The sequence below is a fragment of the Microbispora oryzae genome (genome assembly GCF_017896165.1).
GTDB lineage: Bacteria > Actinomycetota > Actinomycetes > Streptosporangiales > Streptosporangiaceae > Microbispora > Microbispora oryzae.
Genome location: NZ_JAFCNB010000005.1, coordinates 64,204 through 84,725, shown reverse-complemented (window position 1 = coordinate 84,725; position 20,522 = coordinate 64,204). Strand labels below are relative to the sequence as shown.

27 protein-coding genes and 1 tRNA gene are annotated in these 20,522 nt (G+C 66.8%); 8 read left to right on the top strand and 20 right to left on the bottom strand.

All coding sequences use genetic code 11. The features are described from left to right. Positions 1-224: 224 nt before the first annotated feature. Both JOL79_RS11105 and JOL79_RS11100 read right to left on the bottom strand, forming a co-directional pair. The gene (locus JOL79_RS11105; protein WP_210155670.1) at positions 225-398 is read right to left on the bottom strand and encodes a hypothetical protein; all 174 of its coding nucleotides are present in this window, start codon (positions 396-398) and stop codon (positions 225-227) included. Further along, positions 395-763, bottom strand: coding sequence for a hypothetical protein (locus JOL79_RS11100; RefSeq protein ID WP_210155669.1), 369 nt, complete (start codon positions 761-763; stop codon positions 395-397). Before JOL79_RS11100 ends, JOL79_RS11105 begins: the two co-directional genes overlap by 4 nt. An 85-nt stretch (positions 764-848) precedes the next feature. Between JOL79_RS11100 and JOL79_RS11095 the strand changes: the two genes are divergently transcribed. Continuing rightward, positions 849-1,619 (top strand): GntR family transcriptional regulator, encoded by a 771-nt coding sequence (locus JOL79_RS11095; protein WP_307848483.1) that lies wholly within the window; start codon positions 849-851, stop codon positions 1,617-1,619. A gap of 67 nt (positions 1,620-1,686) precedes the next feature. On the opposite strand, the gene JOL79_RS11090 is transcribed toward JOL79_RS11095, so the two are convergent. The 8 genes from JOL79_RS11090 to JOL79_RS11055 all read right to left on the bottom strand — a co-directional run bounded on the left by JOL79_RS11090 (position 1,687) and on the right by JOL79_RS11055 (position 7,662). Further along, complete coding sequence (locus tag JOL79_RS11090) at positions 1,687-2,013, bottom strand: DNA ligase LigA-related protein (RefSeq protein WP_210155667.1); 327 nt, start codon at positions 2,011-2,013, stop codon at positions 1,687-1,689. Between the two features lie 156 nt (positions 2,014-2,169). Beyond that, the gene (locus JOL79_RS11085; RefSeq protein WP_210155666.1) at positions 2,170-2,898 is read right to left on the bottom strand and encodes a hypothetical protein; all 729 of its coding nucleotides are present in this window, start codon (positions 2,896-2,898) and stop codon (positions 2,170-2,172) included. A 2-nt stretch (positions 2,899-2,900) separates the two neighbouring features. After that, positions 2,901-3,569, bottom strand: a complete 669-nt coding sequence (locus JOL79_RS11080; RefSeq protein ID WP_210155665.1) for a pentapeptide repeat-containing protein — start codon at positions 3,567-3,569, stop codon at positions 2,901-2,903. Positions 3,570-3,644: 75 nt separating this feature from the next. Continuing rightward, a complete protein-coding gene (amcA, locus tag JOL79_RS11075) occupies positions 3,645-3,815 on the bottom strand; it encodes a multiple cyclophane-containing RiPP AmcA (protein WP_210155664.1) in 171 nt (56 codons plus the stop codon). Then, positions 3,784-4,944 carry a cyclophane-forming radical SAM peptide maturase AmcB gene (gene amcB, locus JOL79_RS11070; RefSeq protein WP_210155663.1) on the bottom strand — a complete coding sequence of 387 codons (1,161 nt, stop codon included), beginning with the start codon at positions 4,942-4,944 and terminating at the stop codon, positions 3,784-3,786. Before amcB ends, amcA begins: the two co-directional genes overlap by 32 nt. A 258-nt stretch (positions 4,945-5,202) precedes the next feature. Beyond that, positions 5,203-5,748 (bottom strand): hypothetical protein, encoded by a 546-nt coding sequence (locus JOL79_RS33920; RefSeq protein WP_230984635.1) that lies wholly within the window; start codon positions 5,746-5,748, stop codon positions 5,203-5,205. A 101-nt stretch (positions 5,749-5,849) separates the two neighbouring features. Further along, positions 5,850-7,049: a helix-turn-helix domain-containing protein gene (locus JOL79_RS11060; protein ID WP_210155662.1), complete on the bottom strand. Its 1,200-nt coding sequence runs from the start codon at positions 7,047-7,049 to the stop codon at positions 5,850-5,852. A gap of 130 nt (positions 7,050-7,179) precedes the next feature. Further along, complete coding sequence (locus JOL79_RS11055) at positions 7,180-7,662, bottom strand: hypothetical protein (protein WP_210155661.1); 483 nt, start codon at positions 7,660-7,662, stop codon at positions 7,180-7,182. Positions 7,663-7,895: 233 nt separating this feature from the next. Here JOL79_RS11055 and JOL79_RS11050 point away from each other — a divergent pair, with 233 nt between their 5' ends. From JOL79_RS11050 to JOL79_RS11025, 6 genes are all read left to right on the top strand, one after another. Next, entirely contained in the window at positions 7,896-8,153 is a 258-nt protein-coding gene (locus tag JOL79_RS11050; protein WP_230984634.1) for a GntR family transcriptional regulator, read from the top strand. A gap of 170 nt (positions 8,154-8,323) precedes the next feature. Further along, positions 8,324-9,154, top strand: coding sequence for a helix-turn-helix domain-containing protein (locus JOL79_RS11045; RefSeq protein WP_210155660.1), 831 nt, complete (start codon positions 8,324-8,326; stop codon positions 9,152-9,154). 18 nt (positions 9,155-9,172) lie between these two features. Beyond that, positions 9,173-9,373: a DUF397 domain-containing protein gene (locus tag JOL79_RS11040; protein ID WP_210155659.1), complete on the top strand. Its 201-nt coding sequence runs from the start codon at positions 9,173-9,175 to the stop codon at positions 9,371-9,373. A 137-nt stretch (positions 9,374-9,510) separates the two neighbouring features. Beyond that, positions 9,511-9,612 (top strand) — tRNA-OTHER (locus tag JOL79_RS11035). Between the two features lie 181 nt (positions 9,613-9,793). After that, complete coding sequence (locus JOL79_RS11030; RefSeq protein WP_210155658.1) at positions 9,794-10,324, top strand: AlbA family DNA-binding domain-containing protein; 531 nt, start codon at positions 9,794-9,796, stop codon at positions 10,322-10,324. 597 nt (positions 10,325-10,921) lie between these two features. Further along, positions 10,922-11,866 carry a C45 family autoproteolytic acyltransferase/hydrolase gene (locus JOL79_RS11025; protein WP_210155657.1) on the top strand — a complete coding sequence of 315 codons (945 nt, stop codon included), beginning with the start codon at positions 10,922-10,924 and terminating at the stop codon, positions 11,864-11,866. Positions 11,867-12,367: 501 nt separating this feature from the next. Here JOL79_RS11025 and JOL79_RS11020 read toward each other — a convergent pair. From JOL79_RS11020 to JOL79_RS10975, 10 genes are all read right to left on the bottom strand, one after another. Next, positions 12,368-12,523 carry a hypothetical protein gene (locus JOL79_RS11020; RefSeq protein WP_210155656.1) on the bottom strand — a complete coding sequence of 52 codons (156 nt, stop codon included), beginning with the start codon at positions 12,521-12,523 and terminating at the stop codon, positions 12,368-12,370. Positions 12,524-13,223: 700 nt separating this feature from the next. After that, the gene (locus tag JOL79_RS11015) at positions 13,224-13,607 is read right to left on the bottom strand and encodes an MmcQ/YjbR family DNA-binding protein (protein WP_230984633.1); all 384 of its coding nucleotides are present in this window, start codon (positions 13,605-13,607) and stop codon (positions 13,224-13,226) included. Positions 13,608-13,795: 188 nt separating this feature from the next. Next, positions 13,796-14,443, bottom strand: coding sequence for a nitroreductase family protein (locus JOL79_RS11010; RefSeq protein ID WP_210155654.1), 648 nt, complete (start codon positions 14,441-14,443; stop codon positions 13,796-13,798). A gap of 60 nt (positions 14,444-14,503) precedes the next feature. Next, positions 14,504-15,328 (bottom strand): isocitrate lyase/PEP mutase family protein, encoded by an 825-nt coding sequence (locus JOL79_RS11005; protein WP_210155653.1) that lies wholly within the window; start codon positions 15,326-15,328, stop codon positions 14,504-14,506. 24 nt (positions 15,329-15,352) lie between these two features. Next, positions 15,353-15,907 (bottom strand): carboxymuconolactone decarboxylase family protein, encoded by a 555-nt coding sequence (locus JOL79_RS11000; RefSeq protein ID WP_210155652.1) that lies wholly within the window; start codon positions 15,905-15,907, stop codon positions 15,353-15,355. Positions 15,908-16,473: 566 nt separating this feature from the next. After that, positions 16,474-17,100: a TetR/AcrR family transcriptional regulator gene (locus JOL79_RS10995; RefSeq protein ID WP_230984668.1), complete on the bottom strand. Its 627-nt coding sequence runs from the start codon at positions 17,098-17,100 to the stop codon at positions 16,474-16,476. Beyond that, the gene (locus JOL79_RS10990; protein WP_210155650.1) at positions 17,100-17,549 is read right to left on the bottom strand and encodes a hypothetical protein; all 450 of its coding nucleotides are present in this window, start codon (positions 17,547-17,549) and stop codon (positions 17,100-17,102) included. Before JOL79_RS10990 ends, JOL79_RS10995 begins: the two co-directional genes overlap by 1 nt. Positions 17,550-17,705: 156 nt before the next feature. Beyond that, a complete protein-coding gene (locus JOL79_RS10985; protein ID WP_210155649.1) occupies positions 17,706-18,710 on the bottom strand; it encodes a hypothetical protein in 1,005 nt (334 codons plus the stop codon). Positions 18,711-19,175: 465 nt separating this feature from the next. Beyond that, positions 19,176-19,352: a hypothetical protein gene (locus JOL79_RS10980; protein WP_210155648.1), complete on the bottom strand. Its 177-nt coding sequence runs from the start codon at positions 19,350-19,352 to the stop codon at positions 19,176-19,178. Positions 19,353-19,504: 152 nt separating this feature from the next. Beyond that, complete coding sequence (locus JOL79_RS10975) at positions 19,505-19,720, bottom strand: 2TM domain-containing protein (protein WP_210155647.1); 216 nt, start codon at positions 19,718-19,720, stop codon at positions 19,505-19,507. A gap of 109 nt (positions 19,721-19,829) precedes the next feature. Between JOL79_RS10975 and JOL79_RS10970 the strand changes: the two genes are divergently transcribed. Further along, on the top strand, positions 19,830-20,480 hold the full coding sequence (locus tag JOL79_RS10970; protein WP_210155646.1) for an alpha/beta fold hydrolase: 651 nt from the start codon (positions 19,830-19,832) through the stop codon (positions 20,478-20,480). Positions 20,481-20,522 lie beyond the last annotated feature (42 nt).

Sequence of the window (20,522 nt, the reverse complement as noted above, 5' to 3'; positions counted from 1 at the left end):
CGCACCACGCCCGGCCGGGGGCATCAGGGGCCCGCCCCGCCCGGAAGACGGGGCGGACCCACGCCCGACGGCTGGTTACCGGGCGTCATGGTGGCCCCGCCCCTCACCCCCCAGGCCACAGGGGCAGGGCCACCGTCAGGTTGCCCCGCCGACCGCAGTACATCCGAAGACGGTCGGCGGGGCGCCCGCCTGCCGCGCGGGGGTACGACACGGCAGGCGGGAGCTCACTCGGGAGGCTCGTGAGAACCGAGCGCCTGGATCAGCGTCCCCACGTTCCCAGGGCACGCCTCCCGGTCACAGCCGGACGGGTGCTGCTCCACGGCGGTCCAGACGATGCCGTACAGGGTCCACCCGGCGTAAATCTCGCTGGAGCAGTGACGGCAGATGCGCTTGATCACCGGACGTCCCCGCCGGCGCGGGTCGGCTTGCGAAGCTCGGCCCACGCGCGATGCCCCTGAGCCGTACGGCTGGCACCGAAGGAGGCTGCCAGCGTGGACACCTCGGCCCACTCCGACCCGGCACCGCTGGGCACGGGGTCGCCGGGGTCGCCGACCTCGATACGCAAACCGGTGAGCGAGGGGATGATGACGACCTTGATCAGCCCGTCCGCAGGGGTCCGTGGCACGGCGTCGGCCACCAGGCGGGCGATGATCCGCTCGCACTCGTCAGCGAGCGCGGGGTGGTGCTGACGTGCGGTGGTGCGTGCCCAACGCCGGACCGTGTCGGCGGCCTCGGGCACGCCGTGCAGGTATTGCTCATACATGGGGGACCACCCAAGCTTGATAGCTAGGTTGAGCTTTCCGCTACCAAGGTTGCAGCTTGCTACCAAGCCCGTCAAGCTAGTCCCCGTGAATGAGGACGAGCGGCCCCTCTACGTGCGGATCGCCGACGAGCTCCGGGCGCGGATCGTGTCGGGAGAACTCCCGGCGGGCGCCAAGCTGCCGTCGATACCCGAGATCACCCGCCTCTTCCACGTAGCGGACGGCACCGCGAGAGACGCTGTCCGCGCGCTCGTGGCCGAAGGGCTGGCCGTGGCCCGGCCGGGATCAGGCACGTACGTCAAGGCCAGGCCGGAACTGCGCCGCCTGGTCCGCGCCTGGTACCGCGGCGGCCGGAAAGGCAGTCCGTTCGCGGGTGAGATGGAGGCGCAGGGCCGTCGAGCGTCCTGGGAGTACGACTCCCGGACCGTTCAGGCGCCCCCGGAGATCCGGCAGCGCCTCAGCCTGCCGGAGCCGGAAGGCGACGCCGTGGACGTGCTGCGCACCGACTACGTGTTTCAGGCCGACGATGAGCCGGTGATGCTGTCGACGTCATGGGAGCCGCTGGAGTTGACCCGGGGGACGGACGTCGTGATGCCGGAGGAGGGCCCGCATGCCGGTCGTGGCGTGGCGGATCGCCTGCTCGCGATCGGCCACCCGGTTGACGACTGGTCGGAGACGGTCGGTGCCCGGGTCGCCACCGGCGAGGAGTGCGCGAAGCTGGGCCGCGCGGCGGGTTCGGTGGTGCTGACGATCGAGCGGGTCTACGAGTCGCGGCAGCGTCCGGTGGAGACGGCGGACATCGTGGTGCCGGCGGACCTGTTCCTCCTGGTGTACGGCGGCCGCATGGGCTCACGCTGAGCGCCAGGACGGACTCTCCACCTTGGTATGGCAGTGCCCCGCTCCTCGTTGAGGATGCGGGGCGCAGTCAGGTCTGAGGTCGTGCGCGGCGGGCGTACTGCAACAGGCCCAGCGCCGTGCTCCTGGCGTGCGGATCGTGCAGCGGCAAGTGGTACCCGGTCGATCCGTCGAAGTCGGCGAATTCCCGCCACCGGTAGGCGACTTTGCCGGAGATGACGGGGTGGTCGGCCTGGAGCTGGGCGAGCTGGCGGGCCCACTGGTCGAACACCGCGTCGGTGACGAGCGGGGAATCCATGTCGTAGTACAGGATCGAGTGGACGAGGACCTGACGCCTGCGGCGGTTGATGAGCTCCGCGACCGCATCCGTCTCGGGCCTGCTCAGGTTGGCCGCCATGCCCGCCCTCCAGGTCGATGAATCAGGATGCTGTCAAGGTAGCCAGCCCATGGCGTCTTCCGGGCATGGGCCTCGCTCGGGCATGTGCATCACCGTGCCGTAGTGCGGCGTCGGCTCGTCGGTGGGCTCGTGAAGGTTCCGCACCGGCACTGGTGCTCAGCCGAGCCAGAACGCGGCCACCGACCAGTCCGTGGCCTCAGTGGTCGACCCGTCGTGCGGCACGACTTCGGTGGGCGCGATGTAGCCGTGGCCTGGGTCCAGGCGGATGCGTAAGCAGCGCAGCGGGTGGCCTTCGGCGACGTAGTCCCGCAGGTCGTTGGTGTGCGGTACGTGGGTGTCCTGGTCGCGGCCCAGTGCCCGGCAGATGTCCACGATGGTGCGGTCTCCGAGGAGGAGGTAGCGGGTGCCGGGGCCCATGTTGAGGGCCAGGCGGCGGCGGCTGGTCAGGCGGTCTGGGTAGGGCTGCCGGTCCCAGTTGTCGACGTGCAGGCCGATCCTCGCTCCGCCGTTGTGGTGGTCCTGTGTGGTGGTCAGTCGGCCGGGCGGGCTGTCGGTGCAGGCGAGCAGCTGCCGGGGCCAGCGGCCGTTCAGCGGGTCGAGTGCAGTGGCCACCTGGCGGCGCGCCGCGAGTCCGGCGGCCGGCTCCAGCGGCAGCGGGCGGCTGACCAGTTCGACCACCAGACTCCGGGGGGTCGTTTCGTCCGGGCGGAGCTGCTCGGCCTCATCTTCGTTGATCGGGCGCCAGTCGCCGGCGGGGACGACAGCGGCCGCACCGTCGTAGCAGGGGGCGTCGCGGCCCGCTGTGGTGACGCCGGCGACGTCGATGCGGTGCTCGATATCGGTGAAGTGGCCGAACAGCAGGCGGAAACCCACGGTCGCCCCCATTCCTACGCCTGGTCCTCAGCGACCAAGATCTCCAGGTCGGCCGCGACCGCCTGCGCCAGGCCCGGGAGCTGGGACCGGTCGAGGGTGACCTGCCGGAGGCAGCTGACTCCGCGGACGCCGGCCAGGTCGTTGCCCCGCAGATCGAAGCCGCGGTAGACGCCGCCGTCGAACTCCGTTCGATACAGATCGCAGGCATTCAGGGTCGCGCCGGTCAGGTCCGCTCGGGAGACGGACGCCTCGCGCAGTGAGCAGGACGAGAAGACGACTGGACCGGCGGCGCGGATGCGGGAGAGATGCGCGTAGTCGAGTCGGCACCGCTCGAACAGCACGCTGTCGAGCGTGACGTCATCGATCACCGCGCCGAGGAGTTTGCAGTCGGTGAAGACGACGCGGCTCAGTTTGCTGCCCGTCATGCGCAGGTTGGACAGGTTGCAGTCGGCGAACTCCACCGACGACAGGGTCACCTGGTCCAGGCAGGCGCGCTGCGCGGTCAGGCCGGTGATGCGCCCGCTGGTGAGGGTGGTCCCGGACAGGGACAGTTCACGCAGCTGGGCGCCGGTGTAGGTGATGTCGGTGAGCCGGTCACGGTCGAGTGATGTGACTTCGTCCAGGGCTTCCTCGTCGAGGTGGGGCAGCATGATGGTGGTCTCGCGCACGGTGCGGGTCTCCATGGGTCCTCCGTATCAGGGGTGCGGCCGGGGCCGCGAGCAGGCGCACCGCGCCGCTCGTGGCCCCGGGGCGGGCGGCTACTTGTTGTCCCAGGCGGGCCGGTTGTCGAACCCGCCGCCGGTGTTGTCCCAGGAAGGGCGGTTGTCGAACCCGGCGTGGATCGTGTCGGGGGTCGTAGGCGTGTACGTGGTGATGAGGTCGTCGACGAGCGGGGCGTCAGTGGTCGCGAGGACCTGCAGCGGTGTCATGTCGCTCCTTCGTTGCGGTGTGTGCCAGTGCGGTGATGAGTGCTTGCCGGGTGAGGCGGCAGTAGGTGGTCTCCGTGGCGGAGAAGGTGCCGTGCTCGAAATAGCGGTTACCAGCCTGGGCGCCTCTGCAGAAGTCCCAGAACGTGCAGGTGTCGCGGCAGGCGCGCAGACCGGCCATGAACTCGCGGACGTAGCGCAGCCGGTGCGCTGTGGCGAGCATGGCAGGGATCGACTGGTCGCGGACGTTGCCGGCGATGAAGTCGCCGTACGCCTGGTCGGTGATGCCGGCGAGCTCGGGGGACAGCAGCACGACGTCGCCGTTCCAGGCGATGGTAGGGATGGGGTCGAGGCGGCGGCTGCCCCATGCCTGGTGCTGCCCAAGGCGGATCAGCCGCAGGTAGTTCGCGATGCGCTGCACATCCCGCAGGACGGGCAGGTGGCCCGGCTGCACGGACCAGGCCGCGACCCGCGCCCAGAACTCTTCGGCCTGCCGCGGGGTGATCGGTGGCGCCGTGGTGTTCACGCCCTCCAGTTCCTCGATGTTCAACCCGATGCTGTGCGGGTCCAGGCGCGCGAGGAAGTCGAGCAGGGGTTCGGGCTGGGCGATGCCGTCGGCGCCGACCACGGTGATGATCGAGAACGGGATCGCGTGGTCGTGGAGAGTGCGGATGCCGCGGAGAGCGCGGGCGAACGAGGGCTGGCCGCGCAGGTCGACCCTGCGGGCGTTCAGAGGTGCGGGCCCGTCGATGCTCACGCCGACCCGCACGCCGTGGCCGCTCAGCAGTTCGCACCAGCGTTCGTTGAGCAGGACGGCGTTGGTCTGCACGTAGTGGGTGATGCGGCGCTGAAGGCGCAGGCTCTCGAACGGGGCGAGCATCTCGGCGAATCGACTGACGCCGACGGTGAGCGGCTCGCCGCCGTGCCAGACGATGTCGATTCGCCCGCCGCGGTCTGTGAGTTTCTCGGCGGAAGATGCCACAGCGTGCAGGACCTCGGGGGGCATGCGCTGGCTGAGTGTCCGATGCGGCAGGTAGCAGTAGCTGCACGACAGATTGCACAGGGGGGTGGGTTGGAGCACAAGCGTTCTCGGCGGGCCGAACCAATGCCCGATCTCCTGCCGTTCGTCCATCGCGTCCTCGTCGGGGATGGGGTGGGTGGCCGGCTGAGGGCGTTTCGCCCTGGTATGCCTCTGCGCCGGTCGTAGGAGGGGCGGTCCCTCACCTACGGGGGGAAGCGGGGGACCGCCCCGGGCCCGCCCGCGCGCCACGGGGGCCGGCACGTCGGGCGGGCAGATCGAAGGGCGGCCTCCCCTGGCCACCCCTCCAAGGTGGGGGAGGCCGCCCAGCCCCAACCCGGTCGGGCGGCTACACGACCGGGCCGGGGCCGCTCATCGGACGCGGTGCGCGATCTCGTCCTGCGCCGCCATGGCGTCGGCGAGCTGTTCCGGCGTCGACCGGGCGAGCGTAGTCACGACCCCGGCGGCGATCTCGGCGAGCGTCGGCGGGCGGCGGCGGGTAGCCCACCACCGCACCTGGCCGCCGGTCTCCCGGATCTGCCACGCGGGATACGTCTGCTCCAGCGCGGCCAGCTGCCGGGTCTGCCGGGTGATGACGACGCCGGTCAGCGCGCCGGCGGTGCCGTCTCCCCGTGGGAGGGCGGCATGGGCTGGCGCCGGCTGGTCGCCTGGGGCGTGGGGCGGGGATGCCCGCGCGGCTTGGGCGTCCTGCTCGGCGACCACCTGGGCGAGCTCGTCGAGCGTGTCGGCGTCGACGGTCCGCTCAGCGCCCGCGGCCTCGGCCGCCGGGGGGAAGCGCTGCTCGCGGGTCGCCCAGAACCGGCCGACGTCGGAACGCCAGAGCCGCCAGCCGGGGCACTCGCGCTGAGCCTCCTGCAGCAGCCGGTCGATGGCTGTGTCTGGTGGGGAAGCGACCATGCACGGAACGTACGGCCGGGTGACTAGCCGGTTACGAACAGATGGCGACGAACTCTAAGTTCGCAGCACGCGAACTTAGAGTTCGTTTTCGGGTCCTTCGGTCACACGAGGATGCTGTGCCGGTCTGCCAGGTATCGCACCTCCGGCGCCCATGACGGCCGGGCCCTGAGCGCCAGGGCCTGAACCATCTGCCGGAGCAGGATCTTGTGGTCTAGCTCTTCGGGGCATTCCCGCTCGATCCGTGTCAGATACACCAGGCTGGCGGCGTCGTCGCCCAGGTCTTCGCAGGCGCGGGCGATCTGCGACAGGTGGGTGGTCCGCCGCTCGATGGACTGCACCCGGGTCAGGTCGACCTCGTCCGCTACCCGCAGCGCCGCCTCCGGTTGCCGGGTCTCGCACTCGATGCTGGCCATGTGGATGGCCACGTTGGTCGGACCGAACGCCAGCCCGTAGTGGTTGACCCGCTCGTCGACGCGCCGCGCGAGCCGGAGCGCCGGGCCGCGGAGCAGGTCGCGTGCTTGCTGGTCGCCGCCGGCGCGGGTGAGCGCGATCGCCGCCATGAGGTGGAGCCCGCCGAGGATGGCCAGGCTGCCGGTGTCGGTGCCTGCGGCGGGCTCGAACCTTTCAATTCCTCTTCGGGCGACGTCGTAGGCGACGTCGTGCATGTCGTCGCTCAGGCACGACTGGCCGAGGTTCCAGTGGGCCCAGGCAGTCAGCGTTGGGGTGTCGGTCTCCTCGGCGTAGCGCATTGCCCGGTCGGCGGCCAGGTGCGCCAGGTCGACGCGGCCGAGGTGCTTGAGGACCCCTCTGGCGAGGATGTACGTGTTCGCGGCGGCCTGGCAGGCGTCTCTGCGTCTGCCTGGTGTGCCGGCTTCCTGCACGAGCCGCTCGGCGTCGCTGATGAGGCCCGGTAGGGCCCGCATCAGGATGGAGTATTTGTGGGGGGAGGTGTACCACGCCTGTCGGGCAGACTCGACGCGCTCGGTGAGCTGCTCCGTGTCGGGTGGCTCGGCGTCCGGGCCGAGAGTGCGGTAGGTGAAGATCGCCCGCTCGATGTCGCCGATCTGCGGGCGGCCGGGTTCGTGGGAGTCGCGGGGGACTTCGCCGAGCAGGACGGCCGTTCGTACGCCGAGGACTTTCGCGATCTCTCGGAGCATCGGCAGGGAGGGGGTGCGTTTGCCCTGTTCGATCAGCTCGATGTGCCTGGTGGTGCACCCGGTTTGCGCGGCGAGAGCCGTGGTGCTCATTCCGCGCCGCTCGCGCTGCAGCCTGATCAGACGTCCGGTGATAATCTCGGCCATAAGCCCTGCACCTTCTTGAGTGACTCGACATCTCTCAGGCTGGTGTGCAGGGCTCACTCATGTCCAGGCGTCACGGGGGTCGATTGCGGACGACTTCGCGTACAGCGGGCCGAGCGGCCTCGCGCCTGGCCTATGCGGGGTGTGACGGGAAAGGCCGCCATCTCTGGCCGCCGGCCGCCAGGTACGCGCGGCGTAGCTGCCAGTCGCGGTAATCGGCCAGGGGGACCCGTTCGATCGTGTGCTCATCGATGAGCGTCACGTCCAGGAGCTGCGTAAGAACGTTCCACGCCCACGTCAGGGCGGCTTCCAGGCAGCATTCCTTCACCGGCTCGCCGGCGGCGGCCTGCTCCAGGACGGCGTACAGCGCGTTGTCGGTGCGGGGGCAGTGGTAGCCCTGCTCAATCAGGAGTTGGTCGCCCAGCGCTTCGCGGAGCTGCTGGATCGAGTGATGGGTGATCGCTCCGACGATGCCTTCGGCCTTCTGCTGTTCAGTCGGCGGCTGTAGGCGGGCGGCGGTGTACCCGCGTTCGAACCGGGTGATTCGCCACGCCGGGTAGTCGTGCTCGAGCAGGGTGAAGAGCAGTCTTTCTACGTCGGCGTCGTCGTTAGGCACAGGACGAAGCACGGTTCCCCTCCGGCGGGTCTTGGGGTGGTGATGGGGGAGGGGCGGCGGGGCGTGCTCTCTCCAAGGGCTTTCCCCGCCGCACCTCGCCTTTTGCCGCCAGGCGCGCCCGGCGGCAAGTCGGAAAAGTCCGGCACCTTGTCACTGCATGGCATGCCAAGGCATGCCTTGGCATGCCTTTCCCTGGCAGACGATGGCAGACCATGATCCTCTAACGTCTGGTCATGATCGATTGGGATGAGGACCGGACCGTGTGGGAGCAGGTCTACGAACTCCTGCGGGCCCGAATCGAGTCGGACACCTACAAGGAACGCCGGCCCATCCCCAGCACGACACACCTGGTGCAGGAACTGGGCGTCGCCCAGGGGACGGTGCGTAAAGCGGTAGCGCGCCTCAAGGAAGAAGGGCTGCTCAGGGCCATCAACGGCAAGGGAACGTATGTCCGGCCGCGCAGCGAATGGTCGCCGCAGATCACGGAATGACATCGTCTTCCCTCTCGTTGGTTGCAGTCCTTCCGGACTACCTCCCATTTGCACGCGTACACGTCATACTCAGGGCGAGGGGTCATCCGGCGCAATAGGCAAGTCCATATCCGTAAATTCCGGTAGTGGATACGCCCGATTTGCGGTGAACTTCCAAGCGAGGAACTGTGATGAGCTTCAGCCCGGCCGTACGGCGACGCGAACTGGCCTACATCCTCAGGGCGTACCGGGGCGGCCGTGACTCCACGAAGGTCTCCAGGGAGCTCGGCTGGGACCCCAGCAAGATCTCCCGCATCGAAAGCGGCCGCTTCAAGCGCATCAACCCCCGAGACGTCCTCGACATGCTGACCGCCTACGGCGTCGAAGACGCCCACGAGCGCGACGTGATCAAGCAGATCGCCGTCGACTCGCGAGCCAAAGGCTGGTGGGACCAGTACGGCGACGTCTTCCGCTCCGAACTACCCGACCTCGAAGCGGGCGCGACATACGTCCAGGCCTTCGAGGTCCTCGTCGTGCCGGGCCTGCTGCAGACCCCGGACTACGCCGCGGCCGTCCTGCGCGGGATCGGCGTGCGGGACGAGGAAGAGCTGGCGCGCCGCGTCGCGGCACGGGTCATCAGGCAGGACATCCTGTTACGGGAAAACCCGCCCCGCCTGCGGGTAATTCTCGACGAGGCCGTATTCGCCAAGCCGGTGGGAGGCCACGAGGTGATGGGCGAGCAGATTCGCCAGCTGATCCACCTCGCGACATGGCCTAACGTCGAAATACGCATGATTCCCAATGCGGTCGGCGCCCACGCCGGCATGTGCGGGCAGTTCACGATCCTCGGCTTCGACGGCCACCCGTCGATCGCTTTCCTGGAGACACCGGTTGGTCACACCCTTGTGGAAAAGCCCGACGAAGTTGATCAATATCAGGGTGTCTACGACATGCTGATGGCGATGTCCCTGCCCCCAGAGGAGACTCTGACTGCCATGGCCGGTATGGCCGGCAACGCCTGAACGAGCGAGGGGATCATCGTGGGCGACGACAGCGAGACATGGGAGTGGATCAAGAGCCCGTACAGCGCATCGGAGAACTGCGTCGAGGTGGCTTTCCGCCCGGACGGAGTCGCGGTGCGGGACTCGAAGGACCGGCAGGGGCCGCGACTGTGGTTCACCCCGGCCGAATGGGACGCGTTCCGGAATGGGATGAAGGCCGGCAACTTCGACCGGCCGTGAACGGGATGGCACGGGGCCCCCGGCGTGCGCCGGGGGCCCTTCGCATCTCCGATCGCGGTGTCCGATTGTGGGAGCAGAGTGGGAGCGCCGCTGGGAGCGACACACCGCTACAGACCGCTGAGAACCGCTGCTGATTCGCCGCCTAACTGGGAATACTCCCTACTGACCATGGTGATCCCGGAGCTCTCACTTCACTCGTAATGAAGGGGTCAAGGGTTCGATTCCCTTAGGCGGCTCCAGCTCAAAGGCCCTCCCGGAAGATCCGGGAGGGCCTTTTGCTAACACCCTTGCTAACAGCCTATCCCGCCGGCCTGAGCTAGAACTGGCAGGGAGGTTTCCCGTCCACATGCCTGCGATCAGCGGCCCGATGTCTCGGCTCCAGCAAGCCGGCCACCCGTTCATCAGCGCCTTGAGGCTTTGTTGGGAACGCAGATCACGCAGGAGACCCTCCGCTTTGAGCACCTCCGGGGGCTCGTGGAGGGCAAGATCCCCGAAGCGGCCGATCTTGACTATAAGGGCCAGCTCTACGGCAACAGCGACTCAGCTAAGCGCGACCTATGCACCGACGTCGCTGCACAGGCCAACACCCAAGGTGGCCTTGTTATCGTCGGTATCGACGAGGACAGCCAGGCGCGCGCTGCCGCTACCCCTGGTGTGAGTATCTCTGACGCAGAGACCCTGCGCATGCGTCAGATCCCGGCATCCGGCATCGCGCCGTTCCCCGCGCCCGACGTTATCCCCGTCGAGGATCCTGAACGACCCGGCATCGGCTGCTACGTCATCGCAGTACCTCGCAGTCCGCGATTCCCTCACGGCATCACCATCAACGATGGCTTTCGCTGGCCTCGCCGGAACGGTGCGTCGATCACCTACATGTCGGAGTCGGAGCTCTCCTCTGCTTATCGAAGTCGGTTTTCCCTGGTCAATGACCAGAGCGTTCGTGCTCAATAGATCGAGAAGGCGGTTCGGAATCGGACAGCCATTCGATCCGGTGCATGGGTAGTTGTGTCCCTCGTGCCGGACCTGCCCGGTGATATGAAGGTCACCTGGGATACGTTTAGCGCATTCAAACTGGCCTTCTCCCGCGAGAACTCGGTCCTGTTTTCCGACGGCTATTACACGTGGCAGCGGATAGTGCCCTGTCCGGGGTGCCTAATCATGGACGCCGACATCAACTCGCGTGGAGACGACAGCTGCGTATCTAGTAGGGGACATCATGCGGTCCTTCGGACACCCGGACGTCCTGCACATCACCACGGAGGGTCAGGTTGCTGCAGGCAGATGGGGCGACTACCACGACAAGATAGAAGCCTGGGCCAAGGCTGCAGGAATCAGACAGTCTGAGCCAAGTTCGAGAACGGCCTTCTTGACTCCCGGCTTCTCCAACACGGGACATGATCGCCTACTTGGAATCGGCCACGCTCGCGTTCAGCGGCTTCATCAGATCCAGCGCCTGGCCGTCGCCGATGGCGGGCACCTGGTGAATTACCCGAATAATTAGCTAGGTTGCCCTCACCTCGTCCGATTCTCACAAGGGGAGTGGCAGCCATGCGGCAACAGAACAAGACCTTCCAGGCGATCGAGGTCGGCGACGGCGGCGACGGGCGGTGGGCCGCCCACGCCCGGGCCCTGTGGCAGGACATGGAGGGCCTGCTGACCGCGGAGGGCAGGACTCCGGAGGGCGCGGACCGAGTTCGGGCGCTGTTCCGTGCGCACATGCCGGAACTGGTCCCGGTTCTGGACCGCCTGGCCAGCCAACTCGACCGGCCCGAGGCGGAAGCCTTCCTCACCCACGCGGCACTGCGGCCGTTCTCCCCGGCCTGCACCCAGATCGGCAGGAACGGCACTCTGCTGCGCAACTACGACTTCCCGCTCGATCAGTGCGAGGGCACCATCGTCTCCTCCTGCTTCCTGCGACCCGTGATCGGGATGCAGGACGTGCTGTGGGGCTTGCTGGACGGGATGAACGACGCCGGTCTCGCGGTCTCGCTCACCTTCGGCGGACGTTCCGTCTACGGACGTGGCTTCGCCATCCTCATCGTGGTGCGCTACCTGCTGGAGACGTGCGACACCGTCGATCAGGCGGTCGGCAGGCTGCGGTCCCTGCCGGTCGCCGTCCCCCAGAACCTCACCCTTGTCGATCCCACCAAGGCGGTGACGGTGTTCGTGGGGCCGGATATGTCGCCGACGGTGGCACCGGATGCCTGCGCCGCCAATCACCAGCACCTGCCGGTGACCGACGAGCAGGAGCGGGCCTCGCGGACGCAGGAGCGGCTGCGCGCCATTCGCGCCGCGGGTGCGGACGTGGCGGCGATGCTGAAGCCGCCGCTGTATCGATCCGTCGACGAGCAGGGATCGGGAACGCTCTACACAGCCCGCTACCGGCCCGTCGAGGGCCGTGTGACGTACTACTGGCCCGGTGAGTCCTGGCAACAGTCCTTCGGCGACTTCACACCCGGATCCCGCACCGTGACCTTGGGCCGGCCCAGCTGAGGGGCTTTCCGGACAGCTGCTCACCCCTGCACGAAGATCTTGCAAGAACGTGATTTCACCCGCCGCCGAGAGGCCCTTCCTCGGCCGGCCCTGCCACGGCCGCACGGTGGACCGGCAGGGGCTCGGCACCGCTCCACCGGTCGGACGAGCGCCCGCCCGATACACCCTGACAAGGCGTCTCTCGCCACGCGGTCACCAATCCACAGGTCTTGACAATTGCTCCTTACGCATTGAACCTCTGTCGACTCATCCAAGTGCCCTGGCGAAGACGTCAGCAGCAGCGGTCTCGGCCGAGCGGATCACGTGGGCGTAGATGCGAAGCGTGATGGCTGGGTCGGCGTGTCCAAGTCGAGCGGCGACAATGTGGACCGGGACACCAGCGAGGAGCAGCGTGGATATGCCGGAGGTCGTGAAGGCGGACGAAGGGTAGTTGTTCGGTCAGAGTCTGCCCGTCGTCTGCAAGCTCGTTGTACGCCTTGATGAGCTTGCTGGGGAGATTGGTCACCGTGGTCGGGTAGATGGGGCCACCCAGGCGGTCGTGAAGACGTGGCCGTTCTCCTCGCCCTTCCACGCGTCGCCGACGCGTGCTTTCTCGGCTTCTTGCGCCTCTCGGTGCTGACGAAGGACGATCACCGTCCCCTCGTCGATCGTGACCACGCGGGTTCGGCCACTCTATCGACCTCGTCGGATGAAGGGGCGACGGGCCTCACGGCGCTATGCGCGGCGTATGGGTGACGGCCGCGCGGGCCGAAATCCTCAGCATGCATGCCTCTACTTTTGCCTATATGGTCAACGATCCGTAGTCGCGCGATTACTTTCGCGGCATGAGATCGAAGTTGTCGGGTCAGGAACGAGCAGCGCGAGAAAAACGGAAGGTCGCACTACATCGCACTCCGCTTGGCTACAGGACAGCTCCGTCACCGGTGCGTAGCAAGGTGTCATGGGTGCGAAGAAGACGGAGTGGACCGAGGACGCCAAGAGGCGCACCATGTCCGCTGAATCGCGGAAGCCGGACAGTAAGACGGCTCAGAGAGGTCTTGGGCGCATAGCTCAGTCGGCCAGCGACAGGAGCAAGGTGCACGGACGGGGCGCAGCTGGGCGGTCCTGAGCGTGGGATAAGCGCAGATCGATGATCTTACTAACGCGGATGCTAACAACAGTCCTGAACGATCATGGACTGAGAGACCCCATGAAGGCGTTTCGACCTGGGCCTGTTGACGGCCGTGGACGGTTCTGGAAGGTCGTGATCTGACTCGTAATGAAGGCGTCAAGGGTTCGATTCCCTTAGGCGGCTCCACTACAGAGGCCCTCCCGGTTCACCCGGGAGGGCCTTCTGCTGACACCTTGCCAACAGGGGTCAGGCGTGGCGGCCGTAGGTGCGCGGATCCACGGGCTGCTCGGACTTGGGAAGCCCGCCGACCACGAGACGGTAGGAGTCGATCACGAGCTCCTTCACTAGGTTCTCGTCGATGGTGCCCCCGCCTTCCACCGTGATCCAGTGCCTCTTGTTCATGTGATAGCCGGGGGTGATGTCTGCGTACTGCTCACGCAGGGCTGCGGCGTTGTCCGGGTCAGCTTTCAGGATCACGACGGGGCGCCCCGGCATCTCGGTCATGAGCATGAAGACCTTGCCGCGCACCTTGTAGATCTCCCAGCCGGTGCCGGAACGATGCTCCAGGTCGGCGCCAGGCAGGTCCACGGTGCAGTCGCCCGCGATCTTCTGCAGTTCCTGTCCGTCCAAGGTGACCAACTCCTCTGTCGATCCGAGTGCCCTGACCGCCCGGCCAAGGCCCAAGGTGGCGTCTCCCGCATGGCCGCCACGAACGGCGGCGCCTGCCGCCGGCCTTGGTTGTCCGGGGTAGGCCGACATCGACCGAGGTGTCCGCGGTCCGCGTTCTTCGGCCACGGTCGTTGCGATGTCGGGGATGTCTAGGCGAAGGTGAACAGCCGGTCGGGTTCGAAGCGCGAAATCGGGTCGGTGTACACCCTCGTAAGGTCCGGGTAGCCGAGGGCCAGCAGGACCGTCGTGGTGTGTCCGGTCTCGCGTATCTTGAACGCCTTGTCGACGCTGGTCGGGTCGAACCCTTCGAGCGGCATGGCTTCGACGCCGAGTTCAGCGGCCGCCATCATGGTCATGCCCAGCGCCATATAGGTCTGTTTTTCCATCCAGTGGTTCAGATCCTTGTAGCCGTAGTTGCGCAGGTTGAGGAAGTCGCGGGTCATTGACTGCCACAGCGCGCGCTTCGCCGGGTCGGCGAACCGACCGTCGGCGGTTTCCTTGTCGAACACCTCTTTGATGTGGCTCTCGGGTAGATCTGCCCGGGTGGTGAGGATGATGGTGTGCGACGAGTTCAGGATCTTCCCGCCGTTGTCTTGGAATCGTTCGCCCAGGTTGGCCACGAGGTGCTCTTTGCCCTCGGCCGTGGCGATTACGTAGAAGTGGTTGGGCTGGATGTTCGTCGACGACGGCGTGGACCGCAGGAACTTCAACAGTTGTTGAAGAGTCTCTTCCGGGATGGTCTTGGTGGGATCGAAAGCCCTGGTGAGGTGCTTGCTCATGAGCTTGTCGAGATCCATGTCAACCTGCTTTCAGCTTGCGATCACTCGGTGAAGAGGCTGTGATTCGTGGGGTTTGGGCTAGTTCTTGCCACGGGCGAGTAGTTCGCTGATGCGGTCGAAACCGATGCCTGTCGTCGCCGAGGCGAGGTCGCCCGCGACGAGCGCCTTGGTGGCCTGTTCCAGCGCCCCCATCGCGTGGATGTAGAGGAACGGACCCAAGCTGATGCGTTTGACCCCGGCCTTCTGCAGTTCGGCAACGGTCAGCACCTTGTCCGACGGTGAAACGAGGACGTTGACCGGTGTCGGCGCGACCGCGGTGACGATCGCCTCAAGTGCGTCGAGGTCGGGTGGGTACGGGGCGTAGAGCACATCCGCGCCGACCTCGGCGAAGGCCGTCAGACGCCGGATGGTGTCGTCGAGATCGGGCCGGCCCTGGATGAAGTTGTCGGTGCGGCCGGTGACGACGATGCGCCCCTTGGCCGCGTAGACGGCGCTACGCACGCGGTTGACTGCCTCGTCGAAGTCGCGGATGGGTTGATTGGGATTGCCCGAGGTGTCCTCGATCCCGATACCGGCCAGGCCAGACTCCACGGCGGCCTCAACGGTCGCCGCGACGTCTTCAAGCCTGTCGCCGTAACCGTCCTCGAAGTCTCCGTTGACAGGGAGCCCGGTCAGTCGTCCGAGCAGTCGCGCATGCTCGAGATGCTCGTCGCGGGTGATTTCGTGACGTCCGTCGGACCGGCCGAGCGTGGCGGCGAGCGCCGCCGACGATGTCGCGATCGCCTCGAAACCGGCATCGGCCAGCATCAGCGCCGAGAGGCCGTCCCAGGCGTTCGGCATGACGAATCCACCCTCGCGGGTGTGCAGCGCCATGAATTTCTCATAGAGTTCGGAGCCCGGCATGTCGCGCCTTCCTGAAAGCTCGTTTTACTGGGCCACGGCCGTATCGACCGGGCCGACGGCGGGTATGTCGAGGTCGGTCTGGTTGACGTTCTTGATGAAGTTGGTGAGCAGGAATTGCACTGCCAACGCGACGATCGCCAGGATCTGCGGGTCGGTGTACCCAGCGCCTCGCACAGCCGCGAGCTCGGCATCGCTGACCTGCCCGCGGCTGTCGACCACCCGTTGCGCGAAGCGGGCGGCCGCGGCGCGTCTGGGATCGACCGAGCTCCCGATGCGTCCGAGTTCGATGTCGTCACGTGGCATGCCGCTGAATTCGGTCGCGACGTGGGTGTGCATCGCCAGGCAGTAACTGCAGCCGTTGGCCTGCGATACGGCCAGCGCGATGCTGTGCCGGGTCTTCGCGTCCAGAACCCGGCTCAAGGTGGCTTGCAGAGACGTGACGACCTCGAGAACGGTCGGGTTCGACGCGATGGTCTTGAACATGTTCGGGACGAAGCCGAGCTGCGCACCAACGTTGTCGAGTATCCGCTGCGCGCCGGCGGGTACTTCCTCCGGGGTGGGAACGTTCAGTCGTGACACAGCGAATCGACCTCCGGTCGGGTGTGAGTAGTCGTCGTCGAGCCGCAGCCGGGCTCTTAGTGCTTCAGAGTTCCGGCGCAGGCCTCACCTGCGCCGGCTGCAACCTGGCCGGTGGCGTCGGCACGCCGGGCGCCCGGTGACCTGCGATCGCGAGGGGTGACTCCGTCGGCGCCGACTTCCGGATCTCTTCACAACGGAACGGTGTAACGGGACTATATAGTCCAAAACACGTCGGTTACAACCATCGCTCGTAACGAAAGTCCCAAGCCGCACGAGGCGACGCCCGCCGTCCACGCTCCGGCGGCCGCTCCACGCTCTACCGGCGGTGGAGCGACACGTTCGAGCTGATCGTGGACACGCTCGACCACGGCTCTCGCAAGCAATCCGACATGTGAAACATCGATCTCAGTCGGCTGGCGATGGCTGCGTGGTCTCAGCCACAGCCGGTGCCGGCTAGACCCTCCAACTGGAGACGAACGGGGCAAGAAGAGAGGATGGGCCACTAACACCCGAGGCTGTTGCAGATCTTGCTGGGCGGGGGCTTCCCGGGCCGTTTGGCCATGAGTTCAACGTTCAGACAGGCTCTCGATATGCGCAAGTGCCATGTCGATTGATGTCGCCATCGGTGTGACATCGCGCGCTGTCTGGGCCAGCATGTACCCGCCCTGGAGGGCTGCCATGAGCCCGGTCGCGAGCTGGTCTGTCGACGCCTCGGGCGGAAGCGCACCACTGTCTTGAAGCCGTCGCAACACGCCTGCCAGGAGTCCCTGCCATTCGGTGAACAGTTGAGACAGGGCTTGGCGTGCGAGAGCGTCGTGATCGGAGACTTCGGTGGCCAGCGAGCCGAGCGCACATCCGTAGGCGCCATGTCGAAGGGCGTTGTTCTGGACCAACGCGTCCCGCCAGCGTCGTAGGCCCCGGATCGTCGAGACATGGCCGAGGGCCTCGCGCTCGCGTTCGATGACGCGTTCTCCCACGTGGTCGATGACGGCCCGCACGAGCGCGTCCTTGCCGTCGAAGTGGTGGTACAACTGCGACTTGCTCACTCCGCTCGCCGCCAGCACCTCATCGAGCGTGGTAGCCCCGACTCCTTTGATGTACATCAGGTCGGTTGCCGCGGCGACGATCCTTGCCCGCGTCTTCGCGCCGCGCGCCGTCAGGCGTCTGCCGTTGTGCGAGTCGGCGGTCGTCATCACGGGTTCATGTTATCGATCGGGCAGTTGCCCTCGGCTGCCGCAAAAGGCGCGAGCGCGAGGTCGAGTGCGGCGTTGAGTGGCCAAGGGTCTTTTGAAATCTGGCTCAGGGTGCTGCCTCCATGCAGAGCCGCAAGAATCAGCACCGCAGTCTTCTGGGCGTCGACATCGGCCCTCCGAGATTGGCCTGAGGAGAAATGTGTGTCACCCGTGGTGCCGGACCGCAGTAACCGGTCAACCGTCTCGGCGATAAGCTCGCGCCACCGATCGAGGAAGTCGGCTCGGTCGGGCACATCACCTGTTAGCCGCATCGCCAGCGCGTACGGCGACCGTGGGGTCATGAGCTCCTCGACCACCCGGCGGCGCCAGCCGGCCAGCTTCGCCCCGTCAGTGACTCCAGCCAGACATACGCTCTCGCGGGCCAAGACTTCCGCGAAGTGCGTCCTCATCGATCCCTCCTGGCCAGTCGACAACACTCACGTGTACCGCCATGTTATGGGACTATTTAGTCCACTTCAGATAGGCGGGCGAAGGAGCCGCGTACCGTCAGTCGCCGGCGCCGGCAGCCGGATGTGGACACCTGTGATGCCGCGTTAGTCGAGGAGCTATCTGTACCTGACCTCGCCGAGCGGAGTGAAGCCCGCTGTCCCCGTCTCCGGCTGGAGCGGCTGGCCGTCCTGACTGATATAGAGCACGTCCGAGTTGAGGTCGGTGCCGGCGTACGGCGCGTTCGGGAAGGTGAAGGCCCCGACGTTGAGAGCGTCGTACGGGCACCCGCTGGGACTGCTGAAGCAGGCCGCGCCCTCGCCGATCGGGTTGTATCCGGAATGGGTGGTGTTGAAGGCGACCGTCCAGATCACCTGGGACGGCAGCACCGTGCCCACCGGGAAGGTGAACGTGAGGATCTGGTTGAACCCTCTCTCGCACATGCCCGAAGCCGGATTGAACCAGTCACCGAGGTTCGGCCCCGTACATCTCACGGGGTCGGCCGTGGGCCGGTAACCGATCGCCTGGGCCTGCGTCACCGTGGCCAGCAGCGCGCCGGGGCTCGCGGGGTTGGTGCTGTTGTCGACGGCGTAGACGTTGGCGGTGATCGGGTGGATGTAGGTCGCCCCCGGAGCACTCACGCAGGTGCCGTCGAAGGCGCTCCCCGACTGGCAGGCGAGACTGACGAACTCGACGCGCACCGACCCGAGCGGCCCTCCTCCGCCGCGCAGGCCGACCGCGTCGCCGAACTCGTTGGTCCCGGTCGCCTCGAAGCCCAGGCTGGGCACCCCGCCGCACCTCAGGACGTCGGTGGGCAGAGCGGTGTAGGCGATGTCAGGATCCCCGCCACCGGCGTCGCAGACCGGCGTCGGAGCCGACGTCGGAGTGGGAGTGAGCGCGGGGGTGCGTGTCACCGTCGCCCGCACCCGCGCCTTCTGTCCCTGCCCGCCGGTCGGCCGCCCGCTGCTCAGGCCGTACTGCTCACTCCAGGTGTTCGTCTTCCCGTCGGTGGCCTGCCAGTTGTACGGTCCCGCCTTGGTATCCGTCTGCGCCTTCTGCCCCGGGGCCATGACGTGGGTGAAGTCCCGCAGCAGGTGCTGGCCCTGCGCCTCGTTTCCGCGCACGTGCTGCCGATGTGCGTTCTTGCTTTTGTTCCTGCCGCCCCTGTGGTGTGACGCGTGCTGGGAGTTCGACCCGCCCGACGCATGTGGACCTGGCGAGCTGGCGGCGTGATGAATCCGGTCGGCGGCGGGCGCCCCTGCCGTGGAGGCGCCGGCAACCTCACCGTCCACAGCAGCGGCGGCGGCCAGCATGACGTTGAGTGCGAGCAAGCTCGCAAAGGCGTTCAATCTTGGCAACGCAGGCCCCTCGACGTATCGGAAGTTTCGCCAGAATGGCGGAAATGTCCAGTACAGAGACCCACCAGGGATCACCCGCACAGCGCCTTGCTTTCCCGTCCGGAAAGACGGCAAACGACAGACGGAAATTCTTGCCCGTCGGCTGATCACTCCATCGACATCGAAAGGCGCATAATCACATCAAGGCCGGATTTATCTGGATTATGAATACGGCGATATCGAGTAGCACGCCTACAGGCCGAAGCAGATCGCGGGCAGCAGCACGATTTGGCACAGCGGCGCGACCACGGCCGCCTTCGGATATCGGCCCACCCGCAGAAAGTCGTCCAGGGTCAGGCCGAGACCCAGGCCGAACATGACGATGCCGATGGCGAAAGGCAGGCCGGCCAGGACCAGGGGGAAATCCATGGCGGACATTCTGGGGCACGCTGACAAGCCCTGGCAGTCCGTTCTGTGTCCGTGCCTCGCGCCGAGCGACTGCTCGCCGGCCTGAACCGTTCGGCGCGATCGCCCCGACGTGTCATGGGGGCGCGCACGAGCTCGGCGAAGAACGACACGGCTCAGTAATCGGTTCTGGATTTGGGCGGCGAGTAGACGCCCCAGAAATGGAAGGCCAGTCCGATGCCCCAGAAGACGATCGACCACAGGGGCCAGAAGAAGTGGTCGGGGTTGTAGACCCGCCATACGATGACCTGAGCCAGGTTGCCCAGGACGTAGAAGGCCAGGTGAAACCACAGGCCCCAGATCCGGGCGCGGTCTCTTTTCGCCGATTTCATGACCGCAGGCTAAATCGGGGCACTGGACGGCGATTGAATCGCTCGTTCAGTGATCGTCAAGTGCCCGGAATCTACATTGGCCGAAATTCGAAATGAAAGGTGCAACATCATGACGACGACTCGCCGAGCTGTGCTGGCCGGATCCGCCGCGGTCGCGACCGGCGCGCTCCTGGGAACGTCCGAGGTCCAGGCACATCCCCGGACGGGAGCCAAGCCCAAGCCCACGGTGGTCCTCGTGCACGGCGCGTTCGCCGACGCCTCCGGCTGGAACGACGTCGCCGCCAAGCTCATCCGCGACGGCTATCCGGTCATCGCGCCCGCGAACCCACTGCGCAGCGTGGCCACCGACTCGGCCTACCTGGCCAGTGTCCTCGCCACTCTCAGCGGCCCGAGCGTCGTGGCCGCGCACTCCTACGGCGGAATCGTCGCCACGAACGCCGCGGCCGGCAACCCGAACGTGAAAGCACTGGTCTACGTGGCCGCGTTCGCCCCCGACGAGGGCGATTCGCTGCTGCAACTGCAGACGAAGTTCCCGGGCAGCAAGCTCAGCGAGGCGGCGCTGGACTTCCGCCCCTACGGTGAGGGACTCGTCGACGGCTACATCAAGAAGGAGTTCTTCCACGACGTCTTCGCCGGTGACGTACCGAAATCGACCACCGATCTGATGCACGCCGGCCAGCGGCCCGCCGACGCCCGCACCCTCGGGGAGCCCTCCGGAGCCCCGGCGTGCGCGAGGTCGGTTCCTCGCACGTCGCGATGATCTCCCAGCCCGCGGCGACCGCCGACCTCATCAACCTGGACG